The sequence below is a fragment of the Micromonospora sp. NPDC049102 genome, from assembly GCF_043197485.1.
GTDB lineage: Bacteria > Actinomycetota > Actinomycetes > Mycobacteriales > Micromonosporaceae > Micromonospora.
Map to the genome: position 1 here is coordinate 371,500 of NZ_JBICTE010000001.1, position 21,277 is coordinate 392,776.

Genomic DNA, 21,277 nt, shown 5'->3' on the forward strand with positions numbered 1-21,277 from the left:
GTCACCGTTCCGCGACCACCATCGCCGACGCGATCCCGCCGTCGTGTGACAGCGAGAGGTGCCAGTGGTTGATCCCACGCTCGGCGGCCACCGCCGCGACGGTCCCCGAGACGCTCAGCCAGGGCCGCCCGTCCTCGTCGGGCACGATCTCGCAGTCGTGCCACCGCAGGCCGGCCGGAGCGCCGAGCGCCTTGGCGACAGCCTCCTTCGCCGCGAAGCGGGCGGCGAGCGACTCCGGCGAGCGCGGACCGCCGGAGCGGGTGGTCCGCTCCGGCGCGGTGAAGAGCCGGTCGGCGAGCAGCGGCGTCCGCGCCAGCGACCGGGTGAACCGGTCCACCAGGACGACGTCGAGGCCGACAGCGACGATCACCAGATCACCCTACCGGCGGTCGGGGCGGCAGATTAGCCGTCGGGCCCGCCGTGGGCAACGCCTGTGGACACACCGGGGTACGGCCGCAGCCGGTGCGTCCACAGGGCACTCCGGGACGGTTCGGCGCCCCCTAGCGTTCAGCGCGTCGGTGCCGATCGAGCACGGGGGTGGGGTCATGGCCGAGGAGCCGTTCGACGTCCGGCCGCAGGAGCTGCGCGCTGTGGCCCGCGCGCTCGACGACGAGGCGTACCGGTTGACGGCGGGTCTGGCGCGGGTCCCGGGGCTGCTGGTGCCGGCACCGGGCTGGCGGTCGGCCGTGGCGCTGGCCGGGCTGGAGGCGGCCGGGCACGCCTGGTTCTGCCGGTTGGGCGCGGACGTGGCGGCGACCGCCGGTGGGGTCCGTGCGGCGGCCGAGGCGTACGAGACGGTGGACGACCGGGCGGCGGGCCGCTTCGCCGCCGTGCCCCGGTGAGCGGGGTCGGCTATCGGCAGCTCTGGGCCGCGGATCCGGCGGGTTGGCGGGCTGCCGGCACCGCCTGGGCCGGGTTGACCGGGCCGGTCGACCGGTACGCCGGTGAGCTGGCCGGGGCCGCCGGGCGGCTGCGGGGTGGCTGGTCCGGGGTGGCCGCCACGGCGGCCGACGGCCGGCTCGGCGGTCTCCGCGACGAGCTGACCTCGGTGGCACCGGCGCTGATCGAGGCGGACCAGGCGCTGGCCGAGCTGGCCCGGCAGCTCACCGTGGCGAAGGCCCAGCTGGCGGAGGCGGTCACCCGGGCCGAGGCAGCCGGCCTGGCGGTGGACCGCAACGGCGCTGTGCGGATGGATTCGGCGCAACCCGCGTCCGCCGGCGTGCCGGCACCCGGCTGGTCAGCGCCGGGATCGGGGGCGGGCGTCGGGGCACCGGCCGGGGCGGGAGACGGCGGGGCGGCCGGAGGCGCGTTGGCCGGCGCGGCGACGGCGTCGGCGGCCGGCGTGGGTGCGGGCGCGGCGGCGGGCATCGCGGCGGCGGGAGTGGCGGCGGCTCTGCGCACGGCGATCGGGCGGGCGGACGCGGCGGACCGGGCCGCCGCCGACCGGTTGGCCGAGCTGACCCGTTCCGCCGGCACCGGGTGGGCGTCCCCGCCACCGCCCGGCCGACCGGCCGCCGGTGCGTCGCCACCGGTGGTGCGCGCCTGGTGGTCCGGGCTGACTCCGGCCCAGCGGCGGTGGCTGGTCGGCCACGAGCCGGCGCTGGTCGGTGGTCTGGACGGGGTACCGGTGGCGGCCCGCGACCAGGCCAACCGCCTGCTGCTCGGCGTGCGGCGCGAGGAGTTGCTCATCGAGCGGCGGCGGTTGCTGGCCCGGGTGCCGCCGGGGCCGCTCGAATCGGTGCGACTGCGCGCGGTCGCGGGTCGGCTGGCCGGCCTGGACGCGCTCACCGAGCGACTGGCCGGCGGGGCACCGCGGGCGTACCTGCTGGGGTTGGACCCGACCGGTGAGGGGCGGGTGGTGGTGGCGCTCGACGACCCCGACCACGCCGATCAGGTGCTCACGTATGTGCCGGGGATGACCGCTGGGCTGGACGACGCCCCTGGCGAGCTGGGTCGGGCCGCCCGGGTGCTGGAGCGCTGCGCGGCGCTCGTGCCGGGTGAGCGCAGCGCGGCCGTGCTGTGGCTGGACTACGACGCACCGGACTTCCTGACCGAGGCGGCGTCGGCCAGCCAGGCCCGGGACGCCGGACCGGCGCTGCACCGTTTCCAGGAGGGGCTGCGGGCCACCCACGAGGGGCCGCCGGCCCGGCAGACGGTGCTCGGGCACAGCTACGGGTCGCTGGTGGTGGGCATGGCCGCCCGCGAGCACGGGTTGGCAGCCGACGCGCTGATGTTCGTCGGCTCCCCCGGGGTGGGCGTGGCGCACGCCGACGAGCTGGGCATTCCGGCCGGGCAGGTGTGGGCCAGCAGTGCCCCCGACGACGTGATCCGCCTGGCCCGGCCGGTGGACGAGCTGGTCCGTCCGGCCGTGCTCGGCGCCGCTCCGCTCGCCGCGGTACTGGGCTGGCCGGATCGGACCGGCCACGAGCTGTGGTTCGGCCACGATCCGGCGGATGCCGGGTTCGGCGGCCGGGTGTTCTCCAGCGGGCGGGGCGGGCATGCCGGCTACTGGGAGCCGGACAATCCGGCGCTGGACGGGATGGCCCGCGTCGTGCTGGGCCGGTGACGGCTCCGGTCCCGGGACGGGTACGGACGACGGAGCCCCGGCCACCGCGGGTACGGCGCGCCGGGGCTCCGGACGTGGGAGGCGTCTACTCGACGGTGACCGACTTGGCCAGGTTGCGGGGCTGGTCCACGTCGTGCCCCCGGGCGGCGGCGATCTCGGCGGCGAAGACCTGGAGCGGCACCGTGGTGACGAGCGGAGCCAGCAGGGTGGGCGTACGCGGCACGTAGATCAGGTGGTCGGCGTACCGGACGACGGCCTCGTCGCCCTCCTCGGCGATCACGATGGTCCGCGCGCCGCGCGCCCGGACCTCCTGGATGTTGGAGACGACCTTGTCGTGCAGCATGCCCCGGCCCACCGGGGACGGCACCACGCAGATCACCGGGGTGCCGTTGTCGATCAGGGCGATCGGGCCGTGCTTCAGCTCACCGGCGGCGAAGCCCTCGGCGTGCATGTACGCCAGCTCCTTGAGCTTGAGCGCGCCCTCCAGGGCCACCGGGTAGCCGACGTGCCGGCCGATGAACAGCACCGTCGGCTCGGACTTCAGCTCTCGGGCCAGCTCACGGACGGGCTCGATCCGGTCGAGCAGCTCGCGCAGCTTGCCGGGGATCTCCTGCAACTGCGCGACCACCGCGCCCACCTCGTCGGCGAACTTGATGCCGCGTACCTGGGCCAGGTGCAGGCCGATCAGGTAGCAGGCGACGACCTGGGTGAGGAACGCCTTGGTGGAGGCGACGGCGATCTCCGGCCCGCCGTGGGTGTAGAGCACGGCGTCCGACTCACGGGGGATGGTCGAGCCGTTGGTGTTGCAGATCGCCAGCACCCGGGCCTTCTGCTCCTTGGCGTGGCGCAGTGCCATCAGGGTGTCCATCGTCTCGCCGGACTGCGAGATCACCACGATCAACGTGGACCGGTCGAGGACCGGGTCGCGGTAGCGGAACTCGCTGGCCAGCTCCACCTCGCAGGGGATCCGGGTCCAGTGCTCGATGGCGTACTTGGCGACCATGCCGGCGTGGTACGCCGTGCCGCAGGCCACGATGAAGATCTTGTCGACGTCGCGCAGATCCTGGTCGCTGAGGCGGACCTCGTCCAGGGCGATCTCGCCGCTCTCGGTGAGCCGGCCGAGCAAAGTGTCGGCGATGGCCTGGGGCTGCTCCTCGATCTCCTTGAGCATGAACCAGTCGTAACCGCCCTTCTCGGCGGCCGACGAGTCCCAGTCGATGTGGAAGTCCTTGCCGCTGGCGGGCTGACCGTCGAAGTCGGTGATCTCGATGCTGTCGCCGGTGATCAGGACGATCTGGTCCTGACCCAGCTCCACCGCCTCGCGGGTGTGCTCGATGAACGCGGCCACGTCGCTGGCCAGGTAGTTCTCGCCGTCACCCCGGCCGACGACCAGCGGCGAGTTGCGCCGGGCGCCGACGACCGCACCGGGCACGCTGGCGTCGACCGCGAGCAGGGTGAACGCGCCCTCCAACCGCTGGCACACGACGCGCATGCCGGCGGCGAGCAGCTGCGGGCTGTCCGGTTGGCCGGCGGCCCGCAGGTCGGCCAGCGCGGCGGAGAGCAGGTGCGCGGCGCACTCGGTGTCGGTGTCGCTGGTGAACTGGACGCCGTCGGCCTCCAGCTCGGCACGGAGCCTGGCGAAGTTCTCGATGATGCCGTTGTGGATCACCGCGACGCGGCCGTCGGGGGCGAGGTGCGGGTGGGCGTTGCGGTCGGTCGGCCCACCGTGGGTGGCCCACCGGGTGTGGCCGATGCCGGTGGTGCCGTCACCGATGCCGATCGGACTGGCCGCGCAGGAGGTCGGGTCGTCGGCGGCACGCTCGGAGAGCACCTTCTCCAGGTTGGCGAGCTTGCCGGCCTTCTTCTCGGTCAGCAGCTGGCCGTCACAGACGATGGCGACGCCCGCCGAGTCGTAACCCCGGTATTCCAGCCGACGCAGCCCGTCGAGCACGATGCTCAGTGCCGGGCGCGCACCGGCGTATCCCACGATTCCACACATGGCCCGCAGCCTAACCCAGTTTCGCTCATCATGGGTGCTCGAAAGACGGCTAAACAAGCACCGGATTTGAGCGATCGGTTGTTGTCGGGCCGCAATGGGACGAGTGTCACGAGCCCGCTCACCGCGCCACCGACCGGACGGGGTTGCGGGACGGCCGGCGCGTACGACAGTCTGCCGGCGGGCTCGGCACGCGCTGCCCTGGCTCGTTGACCCCTTACCCACTCCCGCCCGGAGCAGCCATGTCCGACGCGCCGCCGCCCGATCCGTCTTCGACGCCATCACCCGACCCCACCCCGACGCCGCCGGAGCCGACGCCCGGGCAGACGCCGCCGGAGCCGACGCCCGGCTGGGCCGCGCCGGACGCCTTCCCGACGCCGGGTCCGATGGCGCCGGGCCAGCCCTGGGCACCCTCGGCGCCCTGGGCGCCCCCGCCCTCGTCCGCGTGGACACCCGACGCCACCGGCACCCAGTGGACGCCCGCTCCCGCCGCAGCCGGCCCCTGGCCACCACCCCCGCCGCCGGAGCACCCTGCGGCCGGCTATCCGCCGTCGGGCTACCCGGCACCGGGCTACCCACCGCCCGGCTACCCACCGCCCTATCTCTATCCCGGCTATCCGCCGGCCAAGAGTCCCGGTGGCGGAAGCGGTCGGGTGGTCGGGATCGTCGTCGCGGTCGTCGCGGCTCTCGCCCTCCTCGGCTGCGGTTGCGTGTGTGTGGCCGGACCCCTGCTCGGCCAACTGGTGCCGGATTCGGTCGCCGAGGACCCGTACGACAACGACCCGTTCGGCGACGACACCTGGCCGCCGAGCATGGCGCCGGAACCCAGCCCACCCGGCTCTCCCGTTCCGGACACCACCACCGCAGGGCCCACCAAGAAGCCGATCACCCGCCCGACCTCGGGTCCCGCGCCGGTGACGGTGGTCTACGAGGTCACCGGAGTCGGCAAAGCCGACATCGCGTACTTCGACGCCGAGAGCGATCTCATCCACGTCGACGGCGCGAAACTGCCCTGGCGCATGACCATCCGCACCAACGGCAAGAGCAGGGTCATGGTCGAGGCCGACTGGCCCGGCATCGACGATCCCGGGCCTCTCGGTTGCACCGTCACGATCACCGGCGCCGGCCAACCAGTGGCCTACGAGAGCGAGAGCTGGTACGGGGCCAGATGCGAGCCCGAGTGAGACTGGAGTCGGATCAGCGGGTGACCGTAGGCTGGCGCAGGTGACGATGAGCACCGATGTCGACCCGCTGGTGGCCCGGATGCGGCCGTTCGGCACGACGATCTTCGCCGAGATGTCCGCGCTCGCCGTGCGGACCGGGGCGGTCAACCTCGGCCAGGGCTTCCCGGACACCGATGGCCCGCCGGAGATGCTGGCCGCCGCCGCCGAGGCGCTGCGCGGCGGGCAGAACCAGTACCCGCCCGGTCCGGGCATTCCCGCTCTGCGCGCGGCCGTCGCGGCGCACCAGCGCCGGTTCTACGACCTGGCGTACGACCCGGACGGCGAGATCGTGATCACGGCGGGTGCGACCGAGGCGGTGGCGGCCAGCATCCTCGCTCTGTGCGAAGCGGGCGACGAGGTGGTGTGCTTCGAGCCGTACTACGACTCGTACGCCGCCTCGATCGCGCTGGCCGGCGCGGTCCGGCGGCCGGTCACGTTGCGTCCCGGTGCGGACGGCCGGTACGCCTTCGACCCGGCGGCACTGCGGGCGGCGTTCGGGCCGCGTACGCGACTGGTGCTGCTCAACTCGCCGCACAACCCGACCGGCAAGGTGTTCACGCCGGCCGAGTTGGCGTTGGTGGCCGAGCTGTGCCAGGAGTACGACGCGTACGCGGTCACCGACGAGGTGTACGAGCACCTGGTGTTCACCGACGCGTCCAGCCCTCACGTGCCGCTGGCGACGCTGCCCGGAATGCGGGAGCGGACGCTGCGCATCTCGTCGGCCGGCAAGACGTTCTCCTGCACGGGCTGGAAGATCGGCTGGGTGAGCGGCCCGGCGGCGTTGGTCTCGGCGGTGCTGCGGGTGAAGCAGTTCCTCACCTATGTCAACGCCGCGCCGCTGCAACCGGCGGTCGCCGTGGCGCTGGCCCTGCCCGACGACTACTACACGGGTTTCCGCGACGGGCTCCAGCAGCGCCGCGACCAGCTCATGGGTGGCCTCGTCGACGCGGGATTCGATGTGCTGACACCGGAGGGCACGTACTTCGTCACCGCCGACGTCACCGCCCTCGGTGGCACCGACGGGATGGAGTTCTGCCGGTCGCTGCCGGAGCGCTGCGGCGTCGTGGCGGTGCCCACCCAGGTGTTCTACGACGACGTCGAGGCTGGTCGGCGACTGGTCCGGTTCGCGTTCTGCAAGCGTCCGGAGGTGCTGGCCGAGGCGGTCACCCGGCTGCGCGCCCTGACCCGCTGACAGGCCGTGCCGGCCGGAAGCCCGGCCAGCACGGCGTGCAGACGGTGAAGACCCGGCGGGTCTGGCGTGCGGTCGACTACGACGCGGCGGGGCTGGCCGTACGCACCAGGGCGGCGATCCGCTCGGCGACCTCGCGGGCGGTCGCCTCGGTGGCGGCCTCGACCATCACCCGGACCAAAAGCTCGGTGCCCGACGGGCGCAGCAGCACCCGCCCGGTCTCCCCCAGCTCCGCCTCGGCACGCTCGACCTCGGCGCGGACGGCCGGCGCGTTGGCCCCGACGGTCCGGTCGCCGACCGGAACGTTGATCAGCACCTGCGGCAGCTTGGTGACCACCGAGGCCAGCTCGGCGAGCGACTGGCCGGTGGCGGCCATCCGGGCCATCAGGTGCAGACCGGTGAGCACCCCGTCGCCGGTGGTGGCGTGGGCGGGCATGACGATGTGGCCGCTCTGCTCGCCGCCGAGCGCCAGACCGGAGGCGCGCAGCTCCTCCAGCACGTAGCGGTCACCGACCTTGGTCTCGACCAGCCGGATGCCCTGCGCGGACATCGCCAGGCGCAGACCGAGGTTGCTCATCACGGTCGCCACCAGGGTGTCCTGGGTGAGGGTGCCGGCCTCCCGCATGGCCAGCGCGAGGATCGCCATGACCTGGTCGCCGTCGACCTCGTCGCCGTCGGCGCTGACCGCCACGATCCGGTCGGCGTCGCCGTCGTGGGCGATGCCCAGGTGGGCGCCGTGCTGCACCACGGCCTCACGCAGGGCCTCGATGTGGTTGGAGCCGCAGTCGTCGTTGATGTTCAGGCCGTCGGGCTCGGCGTGGATCGCGACGACCTCGGCGCCAGCCTCCCGGTAGGCGACCGGGGCCACCTCACTCGCCGCGCCGTTGGCGCAGTCGACGACGACCTTGATCCCTTCCAGCCGGTGCGGCAGTGCGCCGACCAGGTGCTGCACGTAGTGGTCAGCGCCGTCGAGCAGGTCGTGCACCCGGCCGACGCCGGCGCCGATCGGGCGGTCCCAGGCGGTGGTGGCGTTCGCCTCCACCGCAGCCTCGATCTTCATCTCGATCTCGTCGGCCAGCTTGTGACCACCGGCGGCGAAGAGCTTGATGCCGTTGTCCGGCATCGGGTTGTGCGACGCGGAGAGCACGACGCCCAGATCGGCCTTCGCCTCCGCGGTGAGGAACGCCACCGCCGGGGTGGGCAGCACTCCGACGCGCACCACGTTCGCGCCGGCGCTGGTCAGCCCGGCCACGACGGCGGCTTCCAGCATCTCGCCGCTGGCCCGGGTGTCCCGGCCGACGACGGCGAGTGGCGGGTGACTGCGGTCCGTCTCGGCGAGCGTGTGCGCGGCGGCCACAGCGAGCGCGAGCGCCAACTCAGGGGTGAGATCCGCGTTCGCCCGCCCGCGTACGCCGTCCGTGCCGAACAACCGACCCATACCCGCCAACCTCCGATGAGCAACTGCGATGAGGAGAAAGCGGAACGGCCGGTCCACCTCCCCGGTCGGGGGAGGCGGACCGGCCGTCCGTCAGAAGTACAACGCGCTGGGAAAGATCAGCGCTTCGAGTACTGGGGAGCCTTGCGGGCCTTCTTGAGGCCGTACTTCTTGCTCTCCTTGACCCGGGCGTCACGGGTGAGGAAGCCGGCCTTCTTGAGGGCCGGGCGGTCGTCCGGCTCGTTGATGATCAGCGCGCGGGCGATGCCCAGCCGCAGCGCACCGGCCTGGCCGGTGGTGCCGCCGCCACGCAGGTTGGCGATGACGTCGAACTGCTCGAGCTTCTCGGCGGTGACCAGCGGTTCCTTGATGAGCTGCTGGTGCACCTTGCTCGGGAAGTAGGCCTCGAGGTCCTGGCCGTTGCAGGTGATCTTGCCGGTGCCGGGGACGATGCGGACCCGGACGATGGCCTCCTTGCGGCGGCCCACGGTCTGGATCGGCCGGTCACCACGAGGCGCGCGGGCAACGGGCGCCGGCGCCTCGGTGGCCTCAGGGGCCTCAGAGGCCTCAGAGGCTTCCGGGGCGACCTCGGTCTCGATGATGTCGGTCATGCTGCTTCCTTCGCCCGCGCTCACTGCGCGATCTGCTTGATCTCGAACGGCACCGGCTGCTGCGCGAGGTGCGGGTGCTCGGCACCGGCGTAGACCTTCAGCTTCTTGATCAGCTGACGGCCGAGCTTGTTGTGCGGGAGCATCCCCTTCACAGCCAGCTCGATGGCCCGCTCGGGACGCTTGGTCAGCAGCTCGTCGTAGCCGATCTGCTTGAGACCACCCGGGTAACCCGAGTGGCGGTAAGCGACCTTGGTCTGGCGCTTGTTGCCGGTCAGCGCGACCTTGCCCGCGTTCACGATGACGACGAAGTCGCCCGTGTCGACGTGCGGCGCGAAAGTCGGCTTGTGCTTACCACGCAGCAACGTGGCGGCGTGGGTGGCCAGGCGGCCCAGCACGACATCAGAGGCGTCGATGACGTGCCACTGACGCTCGATCTCACCCGGCTTCGGGCTGTACGTACGCACAGGTCTACCTTGTCTCGTCGTCGGTCTGGGGTCGCGCGCCGAGGTGACCAGATCTAGCAGGCCGGACCAGCGCGCACGAACGACCAAGCGTACCTGATAGGGCACGCCTCTGGATGTCGTACAACAGCAGGCAACGATACCCGGCGCCCCATCGGCAGGTCAAAACGGGGGTCTGTCGCCGCACTCCGGCGCGCCGGGCATGACCCAGCTCACACGCCGGCGAGCCGGTTGGACGACCCCGGGCGACGGTAGGCGACCCAGGTCACCGCGAAGCACATCGCGTACCAGCCGATGAACGCCAGGTAGGCGGCGTCCGCGTTGCCGGAGCTGAGGAACGACTGGCGGAAGGCGATGTTGACCAGCACCCCGCCGGAGGCGCCGATCGCGCCGGCGATCCCGATCAACGCGCCGGTCATCCGTCGCGCCCACCGCGCGGCGTCCTCCGGGTCGCGCGTGCCGTTGGCCACCGCGTCCGCCGCCCGGGCCCGGAAGATCGCCGGGATCATCTTGTACGTGGAGCCGTTGCCGACCCCGGAGAAGACGAAGAGGGCCAGGAACCCGGCCAGGTAGAGCCCGAACGAGCGCTCGCGTGCCGCGTACAGCACCGCGCCCGCGCCGAGGGCCATCGCGACGAAGTTCCAGAAGGTCACCCGGGCTCCGCCGAGCCGGTCGGCGAAGTGCCCGCCCAGCGGCCGGATCAGCGAACCGATCAGCGGCCCGAGGAAGGTCAGCCAGGCGGCGTCGACGGGGGTGGGGAACCGGTCGGCGAACTGGAGCTGGAGGACCTGACCGAAGGCGAAGCCGAACCCGATGAACGACCCGAAGGTGCCGATGTAGAGCAGCGACATGATCCAGGTGTGCGGGTCCCGGGCGGCCTCGCGCAGCGCTCCCGGCTCGTTGCGGGCCCCGGGCACGGTGTCCAACCAGCGGGCCGCCGCCAGCGCGGCCAGCACGATCAGCGGCAGGTAGACCGCGGGCACCAGTCGGGGGTACGCGGCGCCGGCGGTGGCCAGCACCGCCAGGCCGACGAGCTGCACCGCCGGTACGCCCAGGTTGCCGCCGCCGGCGTTGAGCCCGAGGGCGCGACCCTTGAGGTGCTGGGGGTAGAAGAGGTTGATGTTCGCCATCGAGGAGGCGAAGTTGCCGCCACCGACGCCGGTGAGGCAGGCCAGCACCATGAGGGTGGAGTAGGACACCCCGGGTTCCAGCAGCACCGTCATCGGCACCGTCGGGATCAGCAGCAGGAGAGCGCTGATGGTCGTCCAGCGTCGCCCGCCGAAGCGGGCCACCGCCAGCGTGTACGGCAGCCGCAGCACCGCGCCCAGCGCGGCCGGCACGGCGGTGAGCAGGAACTTCCCGGCCGGGTCGATGCCGTACGCGGGGCCGAGGAAGAGCACGGTGACCGACCAGAGGCTCCACACGGAGAAGCCGACGTGTTCGGCGAAGATCGACACCCAGAGGTTGCGGCGGGCGATCGGCGCGCCCGTCGTACGCCAGAAGTCGGGGTCCTCGGGCCGCCAGTCGGAAAGCGGGGGCCGACGCCCGACGACGGCAGGTGGCTCGGCGGTGACTGCGATGCTGGTGAGCGTGCTCACGGCGGCTCCTCCTCGTCGATCTGACGATCGGAGACGCTAGGGAGACGGGGTTACCTGGCAGTGCCCGTCACGGGTCGGCCGGGAAACGGCTACCGCACCACGGCCGGACGGCGATGGTGAGGTGCCCGCATTCAGAGCTGCGCGAGGATGCGCAGCGCGCGGCCGACCCGGAGCATGGTCTCGGTGTCGGCGACGTCCACGCACTCGGTGAACCACTTCTTCATCGGCGAGGAGATCCGGTCGGGCATCACCACGTACGGGCCCATCGGCACGGCCAGGGGCGAGTCGCGCAGCAGCGACTCCTCGACCACCTCGACGACGATCACGATAGGGACGTCGGTGGAGTTGTAGACGTCCGAGCTGACCACGAGGCCGAGGCGTTCACGGGCACCCTCGATGCGCCAGACCTCACCCCTGCGCAGCACGCGGCGGTCCGCCGAGGAAGAGGTCGTCGACCATGCCCACCTCGCGGGCGTCGGCGAGGGCGGCGGACTCCAGGTCGAGGCCGGCTCGGCCCACGGCGGCGGCGTGCGCGGTGAAGACCTCGCGCAGCGCCTTCTCCCGGGCCGCCTGGTCCATCCACGCCGAAAGGGACAGCCCTTCGCGCTTGGCGAAGCGCCGGGCCTCCTCGATCGTCTCGTCCGTGAACGAGAGCGTCACCTTGGCAGTCATGCCGCCGAGACTACCCATCGGTATGACTGTCAGTCATCCACGCGCCGGCCGGCTCGCTCCCGGGTGTCGAAAGGTCCATATCGTCAGCGGGCACGTCCGCCGAACACCGCGAAGCGCCACTCCTTGAAGTAGCAGTCGACGTCGTCCAGGCCGGCCTCGGCGAGCCACCGGCACTGGTCGGCGACGGTCGCCGGGAGGTCGTAGCGCATGCGGTCCCGGGAGGCGGCGATCTCCTGCGGCGACGACCCCAACTCGGCGATCCGCGCCATCCACACCTCGTCGTAGCGCCGGTCGAGCGCGGGAGTCGGCCCCGCGACCTGCTCGGCGTTGACGAACACCCCACCGGGCGCCAGGGTGGCGGCGGCCCGCCGGTAGAGCGCCCGCTTGCCGGCGTCGTCCAGGTGGTGGATCGCCAGCGCGCTGACCACCGCGTCGTACCGGCCGGGCGGCAACTCGTCGGACAGGTCCGCCCGGACCGTCCGGTGCGGCACCGACCGCGCCGCCAGCTCGGCGGTGGCGCGGGCGAGCATCGCGGGCGCGGCGTCCACGAGGGTCAGTCGTACCCCGGGCACCGCCGCGGCGAGCAGCAGCGAGAGCAGCCCGGTGCCCGCGCCCAGGTCCAACACCTCGGGGGTACGACCAGCCGCCAGCGCGGCGCGCAGCGGTGGCGCGGCCACCTCGACGGCCGCGCCGTAGAAGGCGTCGAAGCAGGGCACGAGCCGCCGTCGCGCCTCGTCGTAGGTGCCGGCCACCGCGTCGAAGACGTCCACCACACCCATCGCGCACTCCCATTCTTTGGGAAAGATTTCCCACATTATAAGCTCACTGGTTCGACGCCGCCGACCCTGGACACGCGAAAGCCCCCGGCGCCATCTTTGGGTCTCAGGAGCCGGGGGCCTGCTGGGTCAAGCTGTTCAGGCCGGGTCGTGTGCCTTCGCCATACCGACGAACGCCCGCCAAGCCGCTGGCCCGAAGACCCACGCCGGCCCCAGGCGGCGCGGCCGGTAGGGACCAGACCCGGCGGACGCGTTCGTACAGGGGCCGCCCCTTGGCCCGTTCAGATCTTGGACAGTTTCCGTTCTCGGCTAACGGAAACTGTCCAAGATGTGGACGGGTGAGCATCGCGGGGCGGCCCCTTTCCCACAGTGACGAGCAGGGGGAGAGTGCCGTGCCGGACAAGCCGCCGGATCGGCGACCCGCACCGAAGCCCACACCGCGCAGGCCACACGCGGGTGATGTGCTGCACCTGACCCGTGCCGCGAGTGTGCAGTTCCTGCGCCCGATCTTCGTCCGCGTGATTCGCGTGCTCGACTGGCCGACGTACGACGGGTGCTTGTGGATCGACGCCTACGAGCTGGCCCCGAATGGCGACGCGGTCGCGCGCCGGCCCCTGTTCGTGATGCCCGTGGGCCTGATCTGGCCGGACACGTCCGCCCCGGCGGCCCGGCGCTCGACCGCCCGCACTCCCGTCAGGCGCGGTCCGGTGCGTGTTCGATGACCCGCCGTCCTCGCCCGCACCATCCGATGCGCCCGGCGTGGCTCTGCCGCAACTGTGCCGCTCCCTGGCCGTGCCCGCCGGCACAGCTCCACCTCGCGATCGAGTTCTACGGCCATTCGATCGCCCTGGCGTGCCACCTGGCCGCGAACATGCAAGACGCGGTTGACGACCTGTACGCCCTGGGCCTCCGTCCTGACCTGCGGGCACTTCACGCCCGGTTTCTGGGCTGGCTGTCGCTGTCCCGCCGACCGAACCGCGCCGACCTGGAGGGGTGCCTGTCGGTCACCGCCGTCGGGGCGGATGCGGTAGTGAGCGGTATACATCGACCCGGCGGGCGTGGCGGGCCAATCGCCGTCACCTATCCGTCACGCCCGCTACCCCGGCGCGGTGTGAGGCCCACTTGACAGGACCGAAACAGAAGGGACCCGGACTGGAAACCGCCCAGCGGCACGCTTTGCCGACATGACAGACAGTGCATGGCCGGCAACTGGATCGGGGCGTACGCCCCGCGAGGTGGCGACGCACTGCCCGTACTGCGCCCTTCAGTGCGGCATGACACTGCGCGAGGACGACACCGGGGTGACCGTGCTCCCCCGCCAGTTCCCCACCAACCGGGGCGGGCTGTGCCAGAAGGGCTGGACCGCCGCCGAACTGCTCGACCACCCGGAACGACTGACCACTCCGCTGGTGCGCGACCCGGCCAGCGGCGAGCTGCGTCCGGCGACCTGGGACACCGCGCTGGACCGGGTCGCCGCCGGCGTACGCGCGATCCAGGACAGCTCCGGCCGGGACGCGGTCGCGGTCTTCGGCGGCGGCGGGCTGACCAACGAGAAGGCGTACGCGCTCGGGAAGTTCGCCCGGATCGCGCTGCGTACCCGCAACATCGACTACAACGGACGGTTCTGCATGTCCTCGGCGGCGGCCGCCGGGATGCGGGCCTTCGGCGTCGACCGAGGGCTGCCGTTCCCCCTGGCCGACCTGGGCCGGGCCGACACGCTGCTGCTGGTCGGCGCCAACCCGGCGGAGACCATGCCACCGCTGGTCCGCTGGCTCACCGAGCAGCGCCGGGACGGCGGAAAGCTCATCGTCGTGGACCCCCGCGTCACCGCCACCGCCCGCCAGGCCGACCTGCACCTGCAACCGCTGCCCGGCACCGACCTCGCGGTGGCCAACGCGCTGCTGCACATCGCGCTCACCGAGGGCTGGGTCGACCAGGCGTACGTGGCCGAGCGCACCACCGGCTTCGACGCGGTCCGCCGCAGCGTCGCCGCCTGGTGGCCGGCCCGCGCGGAACAGCTCTCCGGCGTGCCGGTGGCCGACCTCGAGGCGACCGCCCGCGCACTGGGCACCGGCGGCCGGGTGATCATCCTGACCGCGCGCGGGGCGGAGCAGCACGCCAAGGGTGTCGACACCGTCAGCGCGTACGTCAACCTCGCCCTCGCCCTGGGCCTGCCCGGCCGCCCCGGCTCGGGGTACGGCTGCCTCACCGGCCAGGGCAACGGTCAGGGTGGGCGGGAGCACGGGCAGAAGGCCGACCAGCTCCCCGGCTACCGCAAGATCGACGATCCGGTGGCCCGGGAGCACGTCGCCGGTGTCTGGGGCGTACCGGCCGACGAGCTACCCGGTCCCGGTGTGCCGGCGTACCAGCTGCTCGACTCGCTCGGCACCGCCGACGGTCCCCGGGCGCTGCTGGTGTTCGGCTCGAACCCGGTGGTCTCCGCTCCCCGGGCCGCCCGGATCGAGGGTCGGCTGCGCGACCTCGACCTGCTGGTCGTGGCCGACCTTCTGCTCTCCGAGACCGCGGCGCTGGCCGACGTGGTGCTGCCCACCGCGCAGTGGGCCGAGGAGGACGGCACGATGACCAATCTGGAGGGCCGGGTGTTGCGTCGACGCGCGCTGCGTCCACCGCCACCGGGCGTCCGCACCGACCTGTCCATCCTCGCCGACCTGGCGGCCAGGTTGGGCGACGCCGAGACCGCTGCCGCGCGCTTTCCTACCGACCCGGCCATCGTCTTCGCCGAACTGCGCCGCGCCTCCGCCGGTGGCGCCGCCGACTACGCCGGCATCACCTGGGACCGCATCGACGCCGCCGACGGCGTCCACTGGCCCTGCCCGAGCGAGGACGGTCCGGACACACCACGGCTCTTCGCCGACCGGTTCGCCACCCCGGACGGCCGGGCCCGGTTCCACCCCGTCGACCACCGGCCCGCCGCCGAGGAGGTGTGCGCCACGTACCCGCTGCACTTCACCACCGGCCGGGTGCTGGCCCAGTACCAGTCCGGCACGCAGACCCGGCGCGTGCCGGCGCTGCGTCGGGCCGCAGCCGAGGCGTTCGTCGAGCTGCACCCCGACCTGGCAGCCCGGTTGGGCATCGACGACGGCGACCCGGTGCGGGTCACGTCCCGTCGGGGTGAGTTGCGTGCCCCGGCCCGACTCAGCACGGGTATCCGCCCGGACACGGTCTTCGCGCCGTTCCACTGGCCCGGCGTCGGGCGGGCCAACTCGGTGACCAACGACGCGGTGGACCCGATCTCCGGGATGCCCGAGTTCAAGATCTGCGCGGTCCGGGTGGAGAAGGCATGACCGCCCGGGTGGTGATCGTCGGCAACGGGATGGCCGGTGCCCGGCTCGCGGCCGAGCTGCACGCCCGCGAGGGCGACCGCAAGGTCACCGTCCTCGGGGCGGAACCGCACCGCGCGTACAACCGGATCATGCTGTCGACGCTGCTGGCGGGCCGCATCGACGAACCGGACGTGGAGTTGACCGAGGCCGCCGGGCACGGCATCGACAGGCGGTCCGGCGTCGCGGTGACCGCGGTGGACCGGGCGGCCCGCGAGGTCCGCACGGTCGACGGCGAACGCATCGCCTACGACCACCTGGTGCTGGCGACCGGCGCGCGGGCGGTGGTGCCGCCCCTGCCCGGCCTCGACCCGGCCGACCTGCCGGGGCGGGTCGCGCCCTTCCGGACCCTGGACGACTGCCGCCGCATCCTGACCGTGGCCCGGGGCGCACGCGCCGCGATCGTGCTCGGTGGCGGGCTGCTCGGGCTGGAGGCCGCCCGGGGCCTGGCCACGCGCGGTCTGGCCACCACCGTGGTGCACCCGACCAACCACCTGATGGAGCGGCAGCTCGATCCCACGGCCGGCGCGGTGCTGGCCGGCACGCTCGCGGGGCTCGGCGTCACCATCCAGCTCGGGGTACCGGCGACCGGGGTGGTGGCGGACGACACCGGCGTCCGCCTCGACCTGGCCGACGGCCGGTCGCTGCGCGCCGACCTGCTGGTGCTCTCCTGCGGTGTACGCCCCGACACCGCCCTCGCGCAGGCCGCCGGTCTCACCGTGCGACGCGGCGTGGTGGTGGACGACCGACTGCGTACCAGCGACCGGTCCGTCTCGGCGCTCGGCGACTGCGCCGAGCACGACGGGACGATCACCGGGCTGGTCGCGCCCGCCTGGGCCCAGGCCCGGGTGCTCGCCGACGTGCTGACCGGCACGGACCCGCTCGCCCGTTACCGGCCCCGTCCGGTGGTGACCCGCCTCAAGGCGGCCGGGATCGACCTGGCCGCGATGGGCGACGCGGCGAACGGCGGCCCGGGCGAGGAGTTGACATTCACCGACCCGGCCCGGGGCACGTACGCCCGGCTGCGCATCCGTGACGAGCGGTTGACCGGCGCGATCCTGCTCGGCGACAACCCGGCGATCGGCACGGTGATCCAACTCTTCGACCGGGGTCACCCGGTCCCGGCCGACCGGCGGGCCCTGCTGCTGGGTCGGGCGCTCGGCGGGGCCGTCGCGGCGCCGAGCGCGTCACCGGCGCTGATGCCGGACGCGGCCGTCGTCTGCCAGTGCAACACCGTGACCAAGGGCGCCCTGGTGCGCTGCTGGCGCTCGGGCGCGCGGACGGTCGACGCGGTGGTGGCGGGCACCCGGGCCGGCACCGGATGCGGCGGATGCCGGGACGCGGTCGGCGGCATCGTCGACTGGCTGTCCGAAGCGGAATCGGTGGAGGTGACGCGATGAGCGGCGCAGACCTGGTCGTCGTCGGCAACGGCATGGTGGGACAGCGCTTCGTCGACGCGCTGCGCGCCCGTGACCCGCAGGGCCACTGGCGGGTGACGGTGCTTGCCGAGGAGGGGCGTCCGGCATACGACCGGGTACGGCTCTCGGCGTACTTCGACGGGGTCAGCGAGGACGAACTGAACGTGCACACCCCGCACGACGGGGTACGGCTGCGCCTCGGTGAGCCGGTCACCGCCATCGACCGCGCCCGGCGGGTGGTGACCACCGCCGAGTGCGAGTACGGCTACGACGCGCTGGTGCTGGCCACCGGGTCGTACCCGTTCGTCCCGCCGGTCCCCGGAGCCGACCTGCCCGGGGTCTTCGTCTACCGGACGTTGGACGACCTGGCGGCGATCCGGGAGTACGCCCAGGGTCGGCGGGTCGGCGCGGTGATCGGCGGCGGGCTGCTCGGGTTGGAGGCGGCGAACGCTCTGCGTCTGCTCGGCCTGAGCACCGACGTGGTCGAGTTCGCGCCCCGGCTGATGCCGGTGCAGGTGGACCAGGCCGGCGGCGCGATGCTGCGCCGCTACGTCGAGGAGCTGGGTGTGCGTACCCACCTCGGGGTCGCCACCACGGCGATCCGCGCCGGGGCCGACGGCGCGGTCGCCGCCCTGGAGCTGTCCGACGGCCGGGTCGTCGACGCCGGGCTGGTCGTGGTGGCCGCCGGCATCCGGCCCCGCGACGAGCTGGCGCGCGCCGCCGGCCTGCCGTTGGGTCCGCGCGGTGGGGTGCTGGTCGACGAGACCTGCCGCACCGCCGACGAGCACGTCTGGGCCGTCGGCGAGTGCGCGGCGGTCGACGGCACCTGTCACGGCCTGGTGGCCCCGGGGTACGCGACGGCCGAGGTGGTGGCCGACCGGCTGGTCGGCGGCGCGGCGACCTTCCCGGGCGCGGACACCGCCACCAAGCTCAAGCTGCTCGGGGTGGACGTGGCGTCGTTCGGCGACGCGCACGGCACCACCGAGGGCTGCCTGGACGTCACGTTCACCGACCCGGCCACCCGGGTGTACGCGAAGCTGGTCCTCTCCGACGACGCGCACACCCTGCTCGGTGGGGTGCTGGTGGGTGACGCCAGCGCGTACCCGACGTTGCGGGCCAGCGTGGGTGGCCCGCTGCCGGCACCGCCGCTGGCCCTGCTCGCCCCCGACGGCGGCGGCGCGGACGCCGGCACGCTGCCCGCCACCGCGCAGGTCTGTTCCTGCAACGCGGTGACCCGGGGCGACGTGGACGCCGCCATCGCGGGTGGCTGTGCGGACGTGCCGTCGTTGAAGACGTGCACCAGGGCGGGCACGAGCTGCGGGTCCTGCGTGCCGATGCTCAAGCAGCTCCTGGACGCGGCCGGCGTGGCACAGTCCACGGCGCTGTGCGAGCACTTCGACGTGAGCCGCCGCGAGCTGTTCGAGATCGTGCGCGTCCGCGGCATCCGCACCTTCTCCCGGCTGGTCGCCGAACACGGTCGGGGACGCGGCTGCGACATCTGCAAGCCCGTGGTGGCCTCGATCCTGGCCTCGCTGGGCAGCGGGCACGTGCTCGACGGAGAGCAGGCGTCCCTACAGGACACCAACGATCACTTCCTGGCCAACCTGCAACGCGACGGCAGCTACTCGGTGGTGCCCCGCATCCCGGGCGGCGAGATCACCCCGGAGAAGCTGATCGTGATCGGCGAGGTCGCCCGGGACTTCCAGCTCTACACGAAGATCACCGGTGGCCAGCGGATCGACCTGTTCGGCGCCCGGGTGGAGCAGCTACCGCAGATCTGGCGGCGGCTGGTGGACGCCGGTTTCGAGTCCGGCCACGCGTACGGCAAGGCGTTGCGCACGGTGAAGTCCTGCGTCGGCGAGACCTGGTGCCGGTACGGCGTACAGGATTCGGTGGGCCTCGCCGTGGCACTCGAACTGCGCTATCGCGGGCTGCGCGCGCCGCACAAGCTCAAGTCGGCGGTCTCCGGTTGCGCCCGGGAGTGCGCCGAGGCGCGCAGCAAGGACTTCGGCATCATCGCCACCGAGACGGGCTGGAACCTCTACGTCGGCGGCAACGGCGGTTTCCGGCCCCGGCACGCCGACCTGTTCGCCACTGATCTGTCCACCGAGGAGCTGGTCACGCTCATCGACCGGTTCCTCATCTACTACATCCGCACCGCGGACCGGCTGCAACGCACGGCTGGCTGGATCGAGGCCATGGACGGCGGCCTGGACCACCTGCGCGCCGTGATCGTGGACGACTCGCTGGGCATCTGCGCCGACCTGGACGAGGCCATGGCCCGACACGTGTCGTCGTACTCCGACGAGTGGCGCGACGTGCTGGACGACCCCGAGCGGTTGCGCCGCTACACCTCCTTCGTCAACGCCCCCGACGTGCCCGACCCGTCGATCACCTTCGCGGTGGAGCGCGGCCAGCCGGTACCGGCACGCGGCGGCACCCCACCCGACGGTTCCGGCCGTCGTCCCGTCACGCTCGGCCTTCCGGAGGTACGGCGATGAGCCCCACGATGACCACACTCGGCTGGACCGCGGTCTGCCCCCTCGACCGGCTGGAACCGGAGCGGGGTGTCGCCGCCCTGGTCGACGGCGTGCAGGTCGCCCTCTTCCACACCGTGGACGGGTTGTTCGCGATCGACAACCGCGACCCGGTCTCCGGCGCGTACGTGCTGTCCCGGGGCATCGTGGGCAGCCGTGGCGGCGTCCCGACGGTCGCCTCGCCGCTGCACAAGCAGGTGTACGACCTGCGCACCGGCGAGTGCCTCGACCTGCCCGGGGTGGCCGTGGCCCGGCACGATACGCGCTGCCACGACGGGATCGTCGAGGTGCGGTTGCGACGGGAGGACTGATGCGGGAAGAACTGGCCGGCTTCACCATCGGGGTGACCGCCGACCGGCGGCGCGACGAGTTGGCCGCGCTGCTCGAACGCCGGGGCGCACGCGTGGTGCTCGCCCCGGCGCTGCGGATCGTGCCGCTGTCCGACGACACCGAACTGCGCGAGGCGACCCGCGCCTGCCTCGACCAGCCACCCGACATCCTGATGGCCAACACCGGCATCGGGATGCGCGGGTGGCTGGAAGCTGCCGAGGGTTGGGGTCTGGCCGAGCCGCTGCGGTCGGTCCTCGCCAGCTCGTACGTCGTCGCCCGCGGTCCCAAGGCACGTGGCGCGATCCGTGCGGCCGGACTGCACGACCAGTGGTCACCGGCGTCGGAGAGCTGCGACGAGGTGGTCGAGCACCTGCGCCGGCGGGGCGTTGCCGGGCAGGTGATCGCCATGCAGCTGCACGGTGAGCGCCAGCCGGAGTGCACCCTCGCCCTGGAGGCGGCCGGTGCCACGGTGATCGAGGTGCCGGTCTACCGCTGGGCGCCTCCGACGGACCCGGCGCCGCTGCACCGGCTGATCGACCTGATCGCCGGCCGGCTGGTGGACGCGGTGACGTTCACGTCCGCGCCGGCGGTCGAGGCGCTGCTGCGGGCCGCCGGCGACCGTACCGACGCCGTGGTGGCCGCGTTCCGCAACGACGTGCTGGCGAGCTGCGTCGGCGCGGTGACCGCGGAGCCGTTGCTACGGCACGGGGTGCCGGTCAGCGCGCCCGGCCGGGCCCGGCTGGGCGCGCTGGTACGCACCATCGTCGACGAATTGCCCCGGCGGACCATGACGTTCAAGGCCGGCGGCCATCTGCTCACGTTGCGCGGGCACGCAGCGGTCATCGACGGAGAGCTGCGGCCCCTGGCGCCCGCCCCGATGGCGGTGCTGCGGGCGCTGGCCCAGTCTCCGGGCCGGGTGCTGTCCCGTACGGCGCTGCTCCGGACGCTGCCCCGGGGCGCGGACGAGCACGCCGTGGAGATGGCCGTCGCCCGGCTACGGGCCGGCCTGCGCGCGCCCCGGGTGGTGCAGACCGTGGTGAAGCGCGGCTACCGGCTCCGCGTCGACTGAACCGCGCCACGGCCGGCGGTGACCCACCGGCCGTGGCTCTGCGACTGAGTCTGGC

Annotated in this window: 19 protein-coding genes; 10 read left to right on the forward strand and 9 right to left on the reverse strand. The window is 73.1% G+C overall.

The features are described from left to right. Position 1 precedes the first annotated feature (1 nt). Positions 2 to 370, reverse strand: a complete 369-nt coding sequence (locus ACGFH9_RS01755; protein WP_393213784.1) for a holo-ACP synthase — start codon at positions 368 to 370, stop codon at positions 2 to 4. A 175-nt stretch (positions 371 to 545) separates the two neighbouring features. Between ACGFH9_RS01755 and ACGFH9_RS01760 the strand changes: the two genes are divergently transcribed. After that, a complete protein-coding gene (locus tag ACGFH9_RS01760) occupies positions 546 to 842 on the forward strand; it encodes a hypothetical protein (protein WP_393213787.1) in 297 nt (98 codons plus the stop codon). Beyond that, a complete protein-coding gene (locus ACGFH9_RS01765; RefSeq protein ID WP_393213790.1) occupies positions 839 to 2,566 on the forward strand; it encodes an alpha/beta hydrolase in 1,728 nt (575 codons plus the stop codon). The genes ACGFH9_RS01760 and ACGFH9_RS01765 overlap by 4 nt, the downstream gene beginning before the upstream one ends. Positions 2,567 to 2,651: 85 nt before the next feature. On the opposite strand, the gene glmS is transcribed toward ACGFH9_RS01765, so the two are convergent. Further along, a complete protein-coding gene (glmS, locus tag ACGFH9_RS01770; protein ID WP_393213793.1) occupies positions 2,652 to 4,565 on the reverse strand; it encodes a glutamine--fructose-6-phosphate transaminase (isomerizing) in 1,914 nt (637 codons plus the stop codon). Between the two features lie 239 nt (positions 4,566 to 4,804). Here glmS and ACGFH9_RS01775 point away from each other — a divergent pair, with 239 nt between their 5' ends. Both ACGFH9_RS01775 and ACGFH9_RS01780 read left to right on the forward strand, forming a co-directional pair. Next, positions 4,805 to 5,746 carry an MmpS family transport accessory protein gene (locus ACGFH9_RS01775; protein ID WP_393213796.1) on the forward strand — a complete coding sequence of 314 codons (942 nt, stop codon included), beginning with the start codon at positions 4,805 to 4,807 and terminating at the stop codon, positions 5,744 to 5,746. 46 nt (positions 5,747 to 5,792) lie between these two features. Beyond that, positions 5,793 to 6,977, forward strand: coding sequence for a pyridoxal phosphate-dependent aminotransferase (locus ACGFH9_RS01780; protein WP_393214232.1), 1,185 nt, complete (start codon positions 5,793 to 5,795; stop codon positions 6,975 to 6,977). A gap of 76 nt (positions 6,978 to 7,053) precedes the next feature. Here ACGFH9_RS01780 and glmM read toward each other — a convergent pair whose 3' ends face one another. The 7 genes from glmM to ACGFH9_RS01815 form a co-directional block, all read right to left on the reverse strand. Next, on the reverse strand, positions 7,054 to 8,412 hold the full coding sequence (gene glmM, locus ACGFH9_RS01785) for a phosphoglucosamine mutase (RefSeq protein ID WP_393213799.1): 1,359 nt from the start codon (positions 8,410 to 8,412) through the stop codon (positions 7,054 to 7,056). Positions 8,413 to 8,528: 116 nt separating this feature from the next. Continuing rightward, complete coding sequence (gene rpsI / locus ACGFH9_RS01790) at positions 8,529 to 9,020, reverse strand: 30S ribosomal protein S9 (protein ID WP_393213802.1); 492 nt, start codon at positions 9,018 to 9,020, stop codon at positions 8,529 to 8,531. A gap of 20 nt (positions 9,021 to 9,040) precedes the next feature. Then, positions 9,041 to 9,484, reverse strand: coding sequence for a 50S ribosomal protein L13 (gene rplM, locus ACGFH9_RS01795; RefSeq protein ID WP_053653864.1), 444 nt, complete (start codon positions 9,482 to 9,484; stop codon positions 9,041 to 9,043). A gap of 209 nt (positions 9,485 to 9,693) precedes the next feature. Further along, complete coding sequence (locus tag ACGFH9_RS01800; protein ID WP_393213806.1) at positions 9,694 to 11,079, reverse strand: MFS transporter; 1,386 nt, start codon at positions 11,077 to 11,079, stop codon at positions 9,694 to 9,696. Positions 11,080 to 11,210: 131 nt separating this feature from the next. After that, positions 11,211 to 11,504, reverse strand: a complete 294-nt coding sequence (locus ACGFH9_RS01805; protein ID WP_393213809.1) for a hypothetical protein — start codon at positions 11,502 to 11,504, stop codon at positions 11,211 to 11,213. Continuing rightward, positions 11,488 to 11,751, reverse strand: a complete 264-nt coding sequence (locus ACGFH9_RS01810; RefSeq protein ID WP_393213812.1) for a DUF6364 family protein — start codon at positions 11,749 to 11,751, stop codon at positions 11,488 to 11,490. The genes ACGFH9_RS01805 and ACGFH9_RS01810 overlap by 17 nt, the downstream gene beginning before the upstream one ends. An 83-nt stretch (positions 11,752 to 11,834) precedes the next feature. Continuing rightward, positions 11,835 to 12,530 (reverse strand): class I SAM-dependent methyltransferase, encoded by a 696-nt coding sequence (locus ACGFH9_RS01815; protein ID WP_393213815.1) that lies wholly within the window; start codon positions 12,528 to 12,530, stop codon positions 11,835 to 11,837. Positions 12,531 to 12,988: 458 nt separating this feature from the next. On the opposite strand from ACGFH9_RS01815, the gene ACGFH9_RS01820 reads away from it, so the two are divergent. The 6 genes from ACGFH9_RS01820 (at position 12,989) to ACGFH9_RS01845 (ending at position 21,222) form a co-directional block, all read left to right on the forward strand. Then, the gene (locus tag ACGFH9_RS01820; RefSeq protein ID WP_393213818.1) at positions 12,989 to 13,249 is read left to right on the forward strand and encodes a hypothetical protein; all 261 of its coding nucleotides are present in this window, start codon (positions 12,989 to 12,991) and stop codon (positions 13,247 to 13,249) included. A 462-nt stretch (positions 13,250 to 13,711) separates the two neighbouring features. Then, positions 13,712 to 15,832 carry a molybdopterin oxidoreductase family protein gene (locus ACGFH9_RS01825; protein ID WP_393213821.1) on the forward strand — a complete coding sequence of 707 codons (2,121 nt, stop codon included), beginning with the start codon at positions 13,712 to 13,714 and terminating at the stop codon, positions 15,830 to 15,832. Further along, positions 15,829 to 17,268, forward strand: coding sequence for an FAD-dependent oxidoreductase (locus tag ACGFH9_RS01830; RefSeq protein WP_393213824.1), 1,440 nt, complete (start codon positions 15,829 to 15,831; stop codon positions 17,266 to 17,268). Before ACGFH9_RS01825 ends, ACGFH9_RS01830 begins: the two co-directional genes overlap by 4 nt. Further along, the gene (gene nirB / locus ACGFH9_RS01835; protein WP_393213827.1) at positions 17,265 to 19,787 is read left to right on the forward strand and encodes a nitrite reductase large subunit NirB; all 2,523 of its coding nucleotides are present in this window, start codon (positions 17,265 to 17,267) and stop codon (positions 19,785 to 19,787) included. The genes ACGFH9_RS01830 and nirB overlap by 4 nt, the downstream gene beginning before the upstream one ends. Then, the gene (gene nirD / locus ACGFH9_RS01840) at positions 19,784 to 20,134 is read left to right on the forward strand and encodes a nitrite reductase small subunit NirD (protein ID WP_393213830.1); all 351 of its coding nucleotides are present in this window, start codon (positions 19,784 to 19,786) and stop codon (positions 20,132 to 20,134) included. Before nirB ends, nirD begins: the two co-directional genes overlap by 4 nt. Further along, on the forward strand, positions 20,134 to 21,222 hold the full coding sequence (locus ACGFH9_RS01845) for a uroporphyrinogen-III synthase (protein WP_393213833.1): 1,089 nt from the start codon (positions 20,134 to 20,136) through the stop codon (positions 21,220 to 21,222). Before nirD ends, ACGFH9_RS01845 begins: the two co-directional genes overlap by 1 nt. Positions 21,223 to 21,277 lie beyond the last annotated feature (55 nt).

What these genes read in the sequence shown, in the direction of transcription:
- ACGFH9_RS01760 (WP_393213787.1), top strand. Translation starts at nt 546, where the DNA reads ATGGCCGAGGAGCCGTTCGACGTCCGGCCGCAGGAGCTGCGCGCTGTG.
- glmS (WP_393213793.1), bottom strand. Translation starts at nt 4,565, where the DNA reads ATGTGTGGAATCGTGGGATACGCCGGTGCGCGCCCGGCACTGAGCATC.
- ACGFH9_RS01775 (WP_393213796.1), top strand. Translation starts at nt 4,805, where the DNA reads ATGTCCGACGCGCCGCCGCCCGATCCGTCTTCGACGCCATCACCCGAC.
- ACGFH9_RS01780 (WP_393214232.1), top strand. Translation starts at nt 5,793, where the DNA reads ATGAGCACCGATGTCGACCCGCTGGTGGCCCGGATGCGGCCGTTCGGC.
- glmM (WP_393213799.1), bottom strand. Translation starts at nt 8,412, where the DNA reads ATGGGTCGGTTGTTCGGCACGGACGGCGTACGCGGGCGGGCGAACGCG.
- rpsI (WP_393213802.1), bottom strand. Translation starts at nt 9,020, where the DNA reads ATGACCGACATCATCGAGACCGAGGTCGCCCCGGAAGCCTCTGAGGCC.
- ACGFH9_RS01810 (WP_393213812.1), bottom strand. Translation starts at nt 11,751, where the DNA reads ATGACTGCCAAGGTGACGCTCTCGTTCACGGACGAGACGATCGAGGAG.
- ACGFH9_RS01815 (WP_393213815.1), bottom strand. Translation starts at nt 12,530, where the DNA reads ATGGGTGTGGTGGACGTCTTCGACGCGGTGGCCGGCACCTACGACGAG.
- ACGFH9_RS01825 (WP_393213821.1), top strand. Translation starts at nt 13,712, where the DNA reads ATGACAGACAGTGCATGGCCGGCAACTGGATCGGGGCGTACGCCCCGC.
- ACGFH9_RS01830 (WP_393213824.1), top strand. Translation starts at nt 15,829, where the DNA reads ATGACCGCCCGGGTGGTGATCGTCGGCAACGGGATGGCCGGTGCCCGG.
- nirB (WP_393213827.1), top strand. Translation starts at nt 17,265, where the DNA reads ATGAGCGGCGCAGACCTGGTCGTCGTCGGCAACGGCATGGTGGGACAG.
- nirD (WP_393213830.1), top strand. Translation starts at nt 19,784, where the DNA reads ATGAGCCCCACGATGACCACACTCGGCTGGACCGCGGTCTGCCCCCTC.
- ACGFH9_RS01845 (WP_393213833.1), top strand. Translation starts at nt 20,134, where the DNA reads ATGCGGGAAGAACTGGCCGGCTTCACCATCGGGGTGACCGCCGACCGG.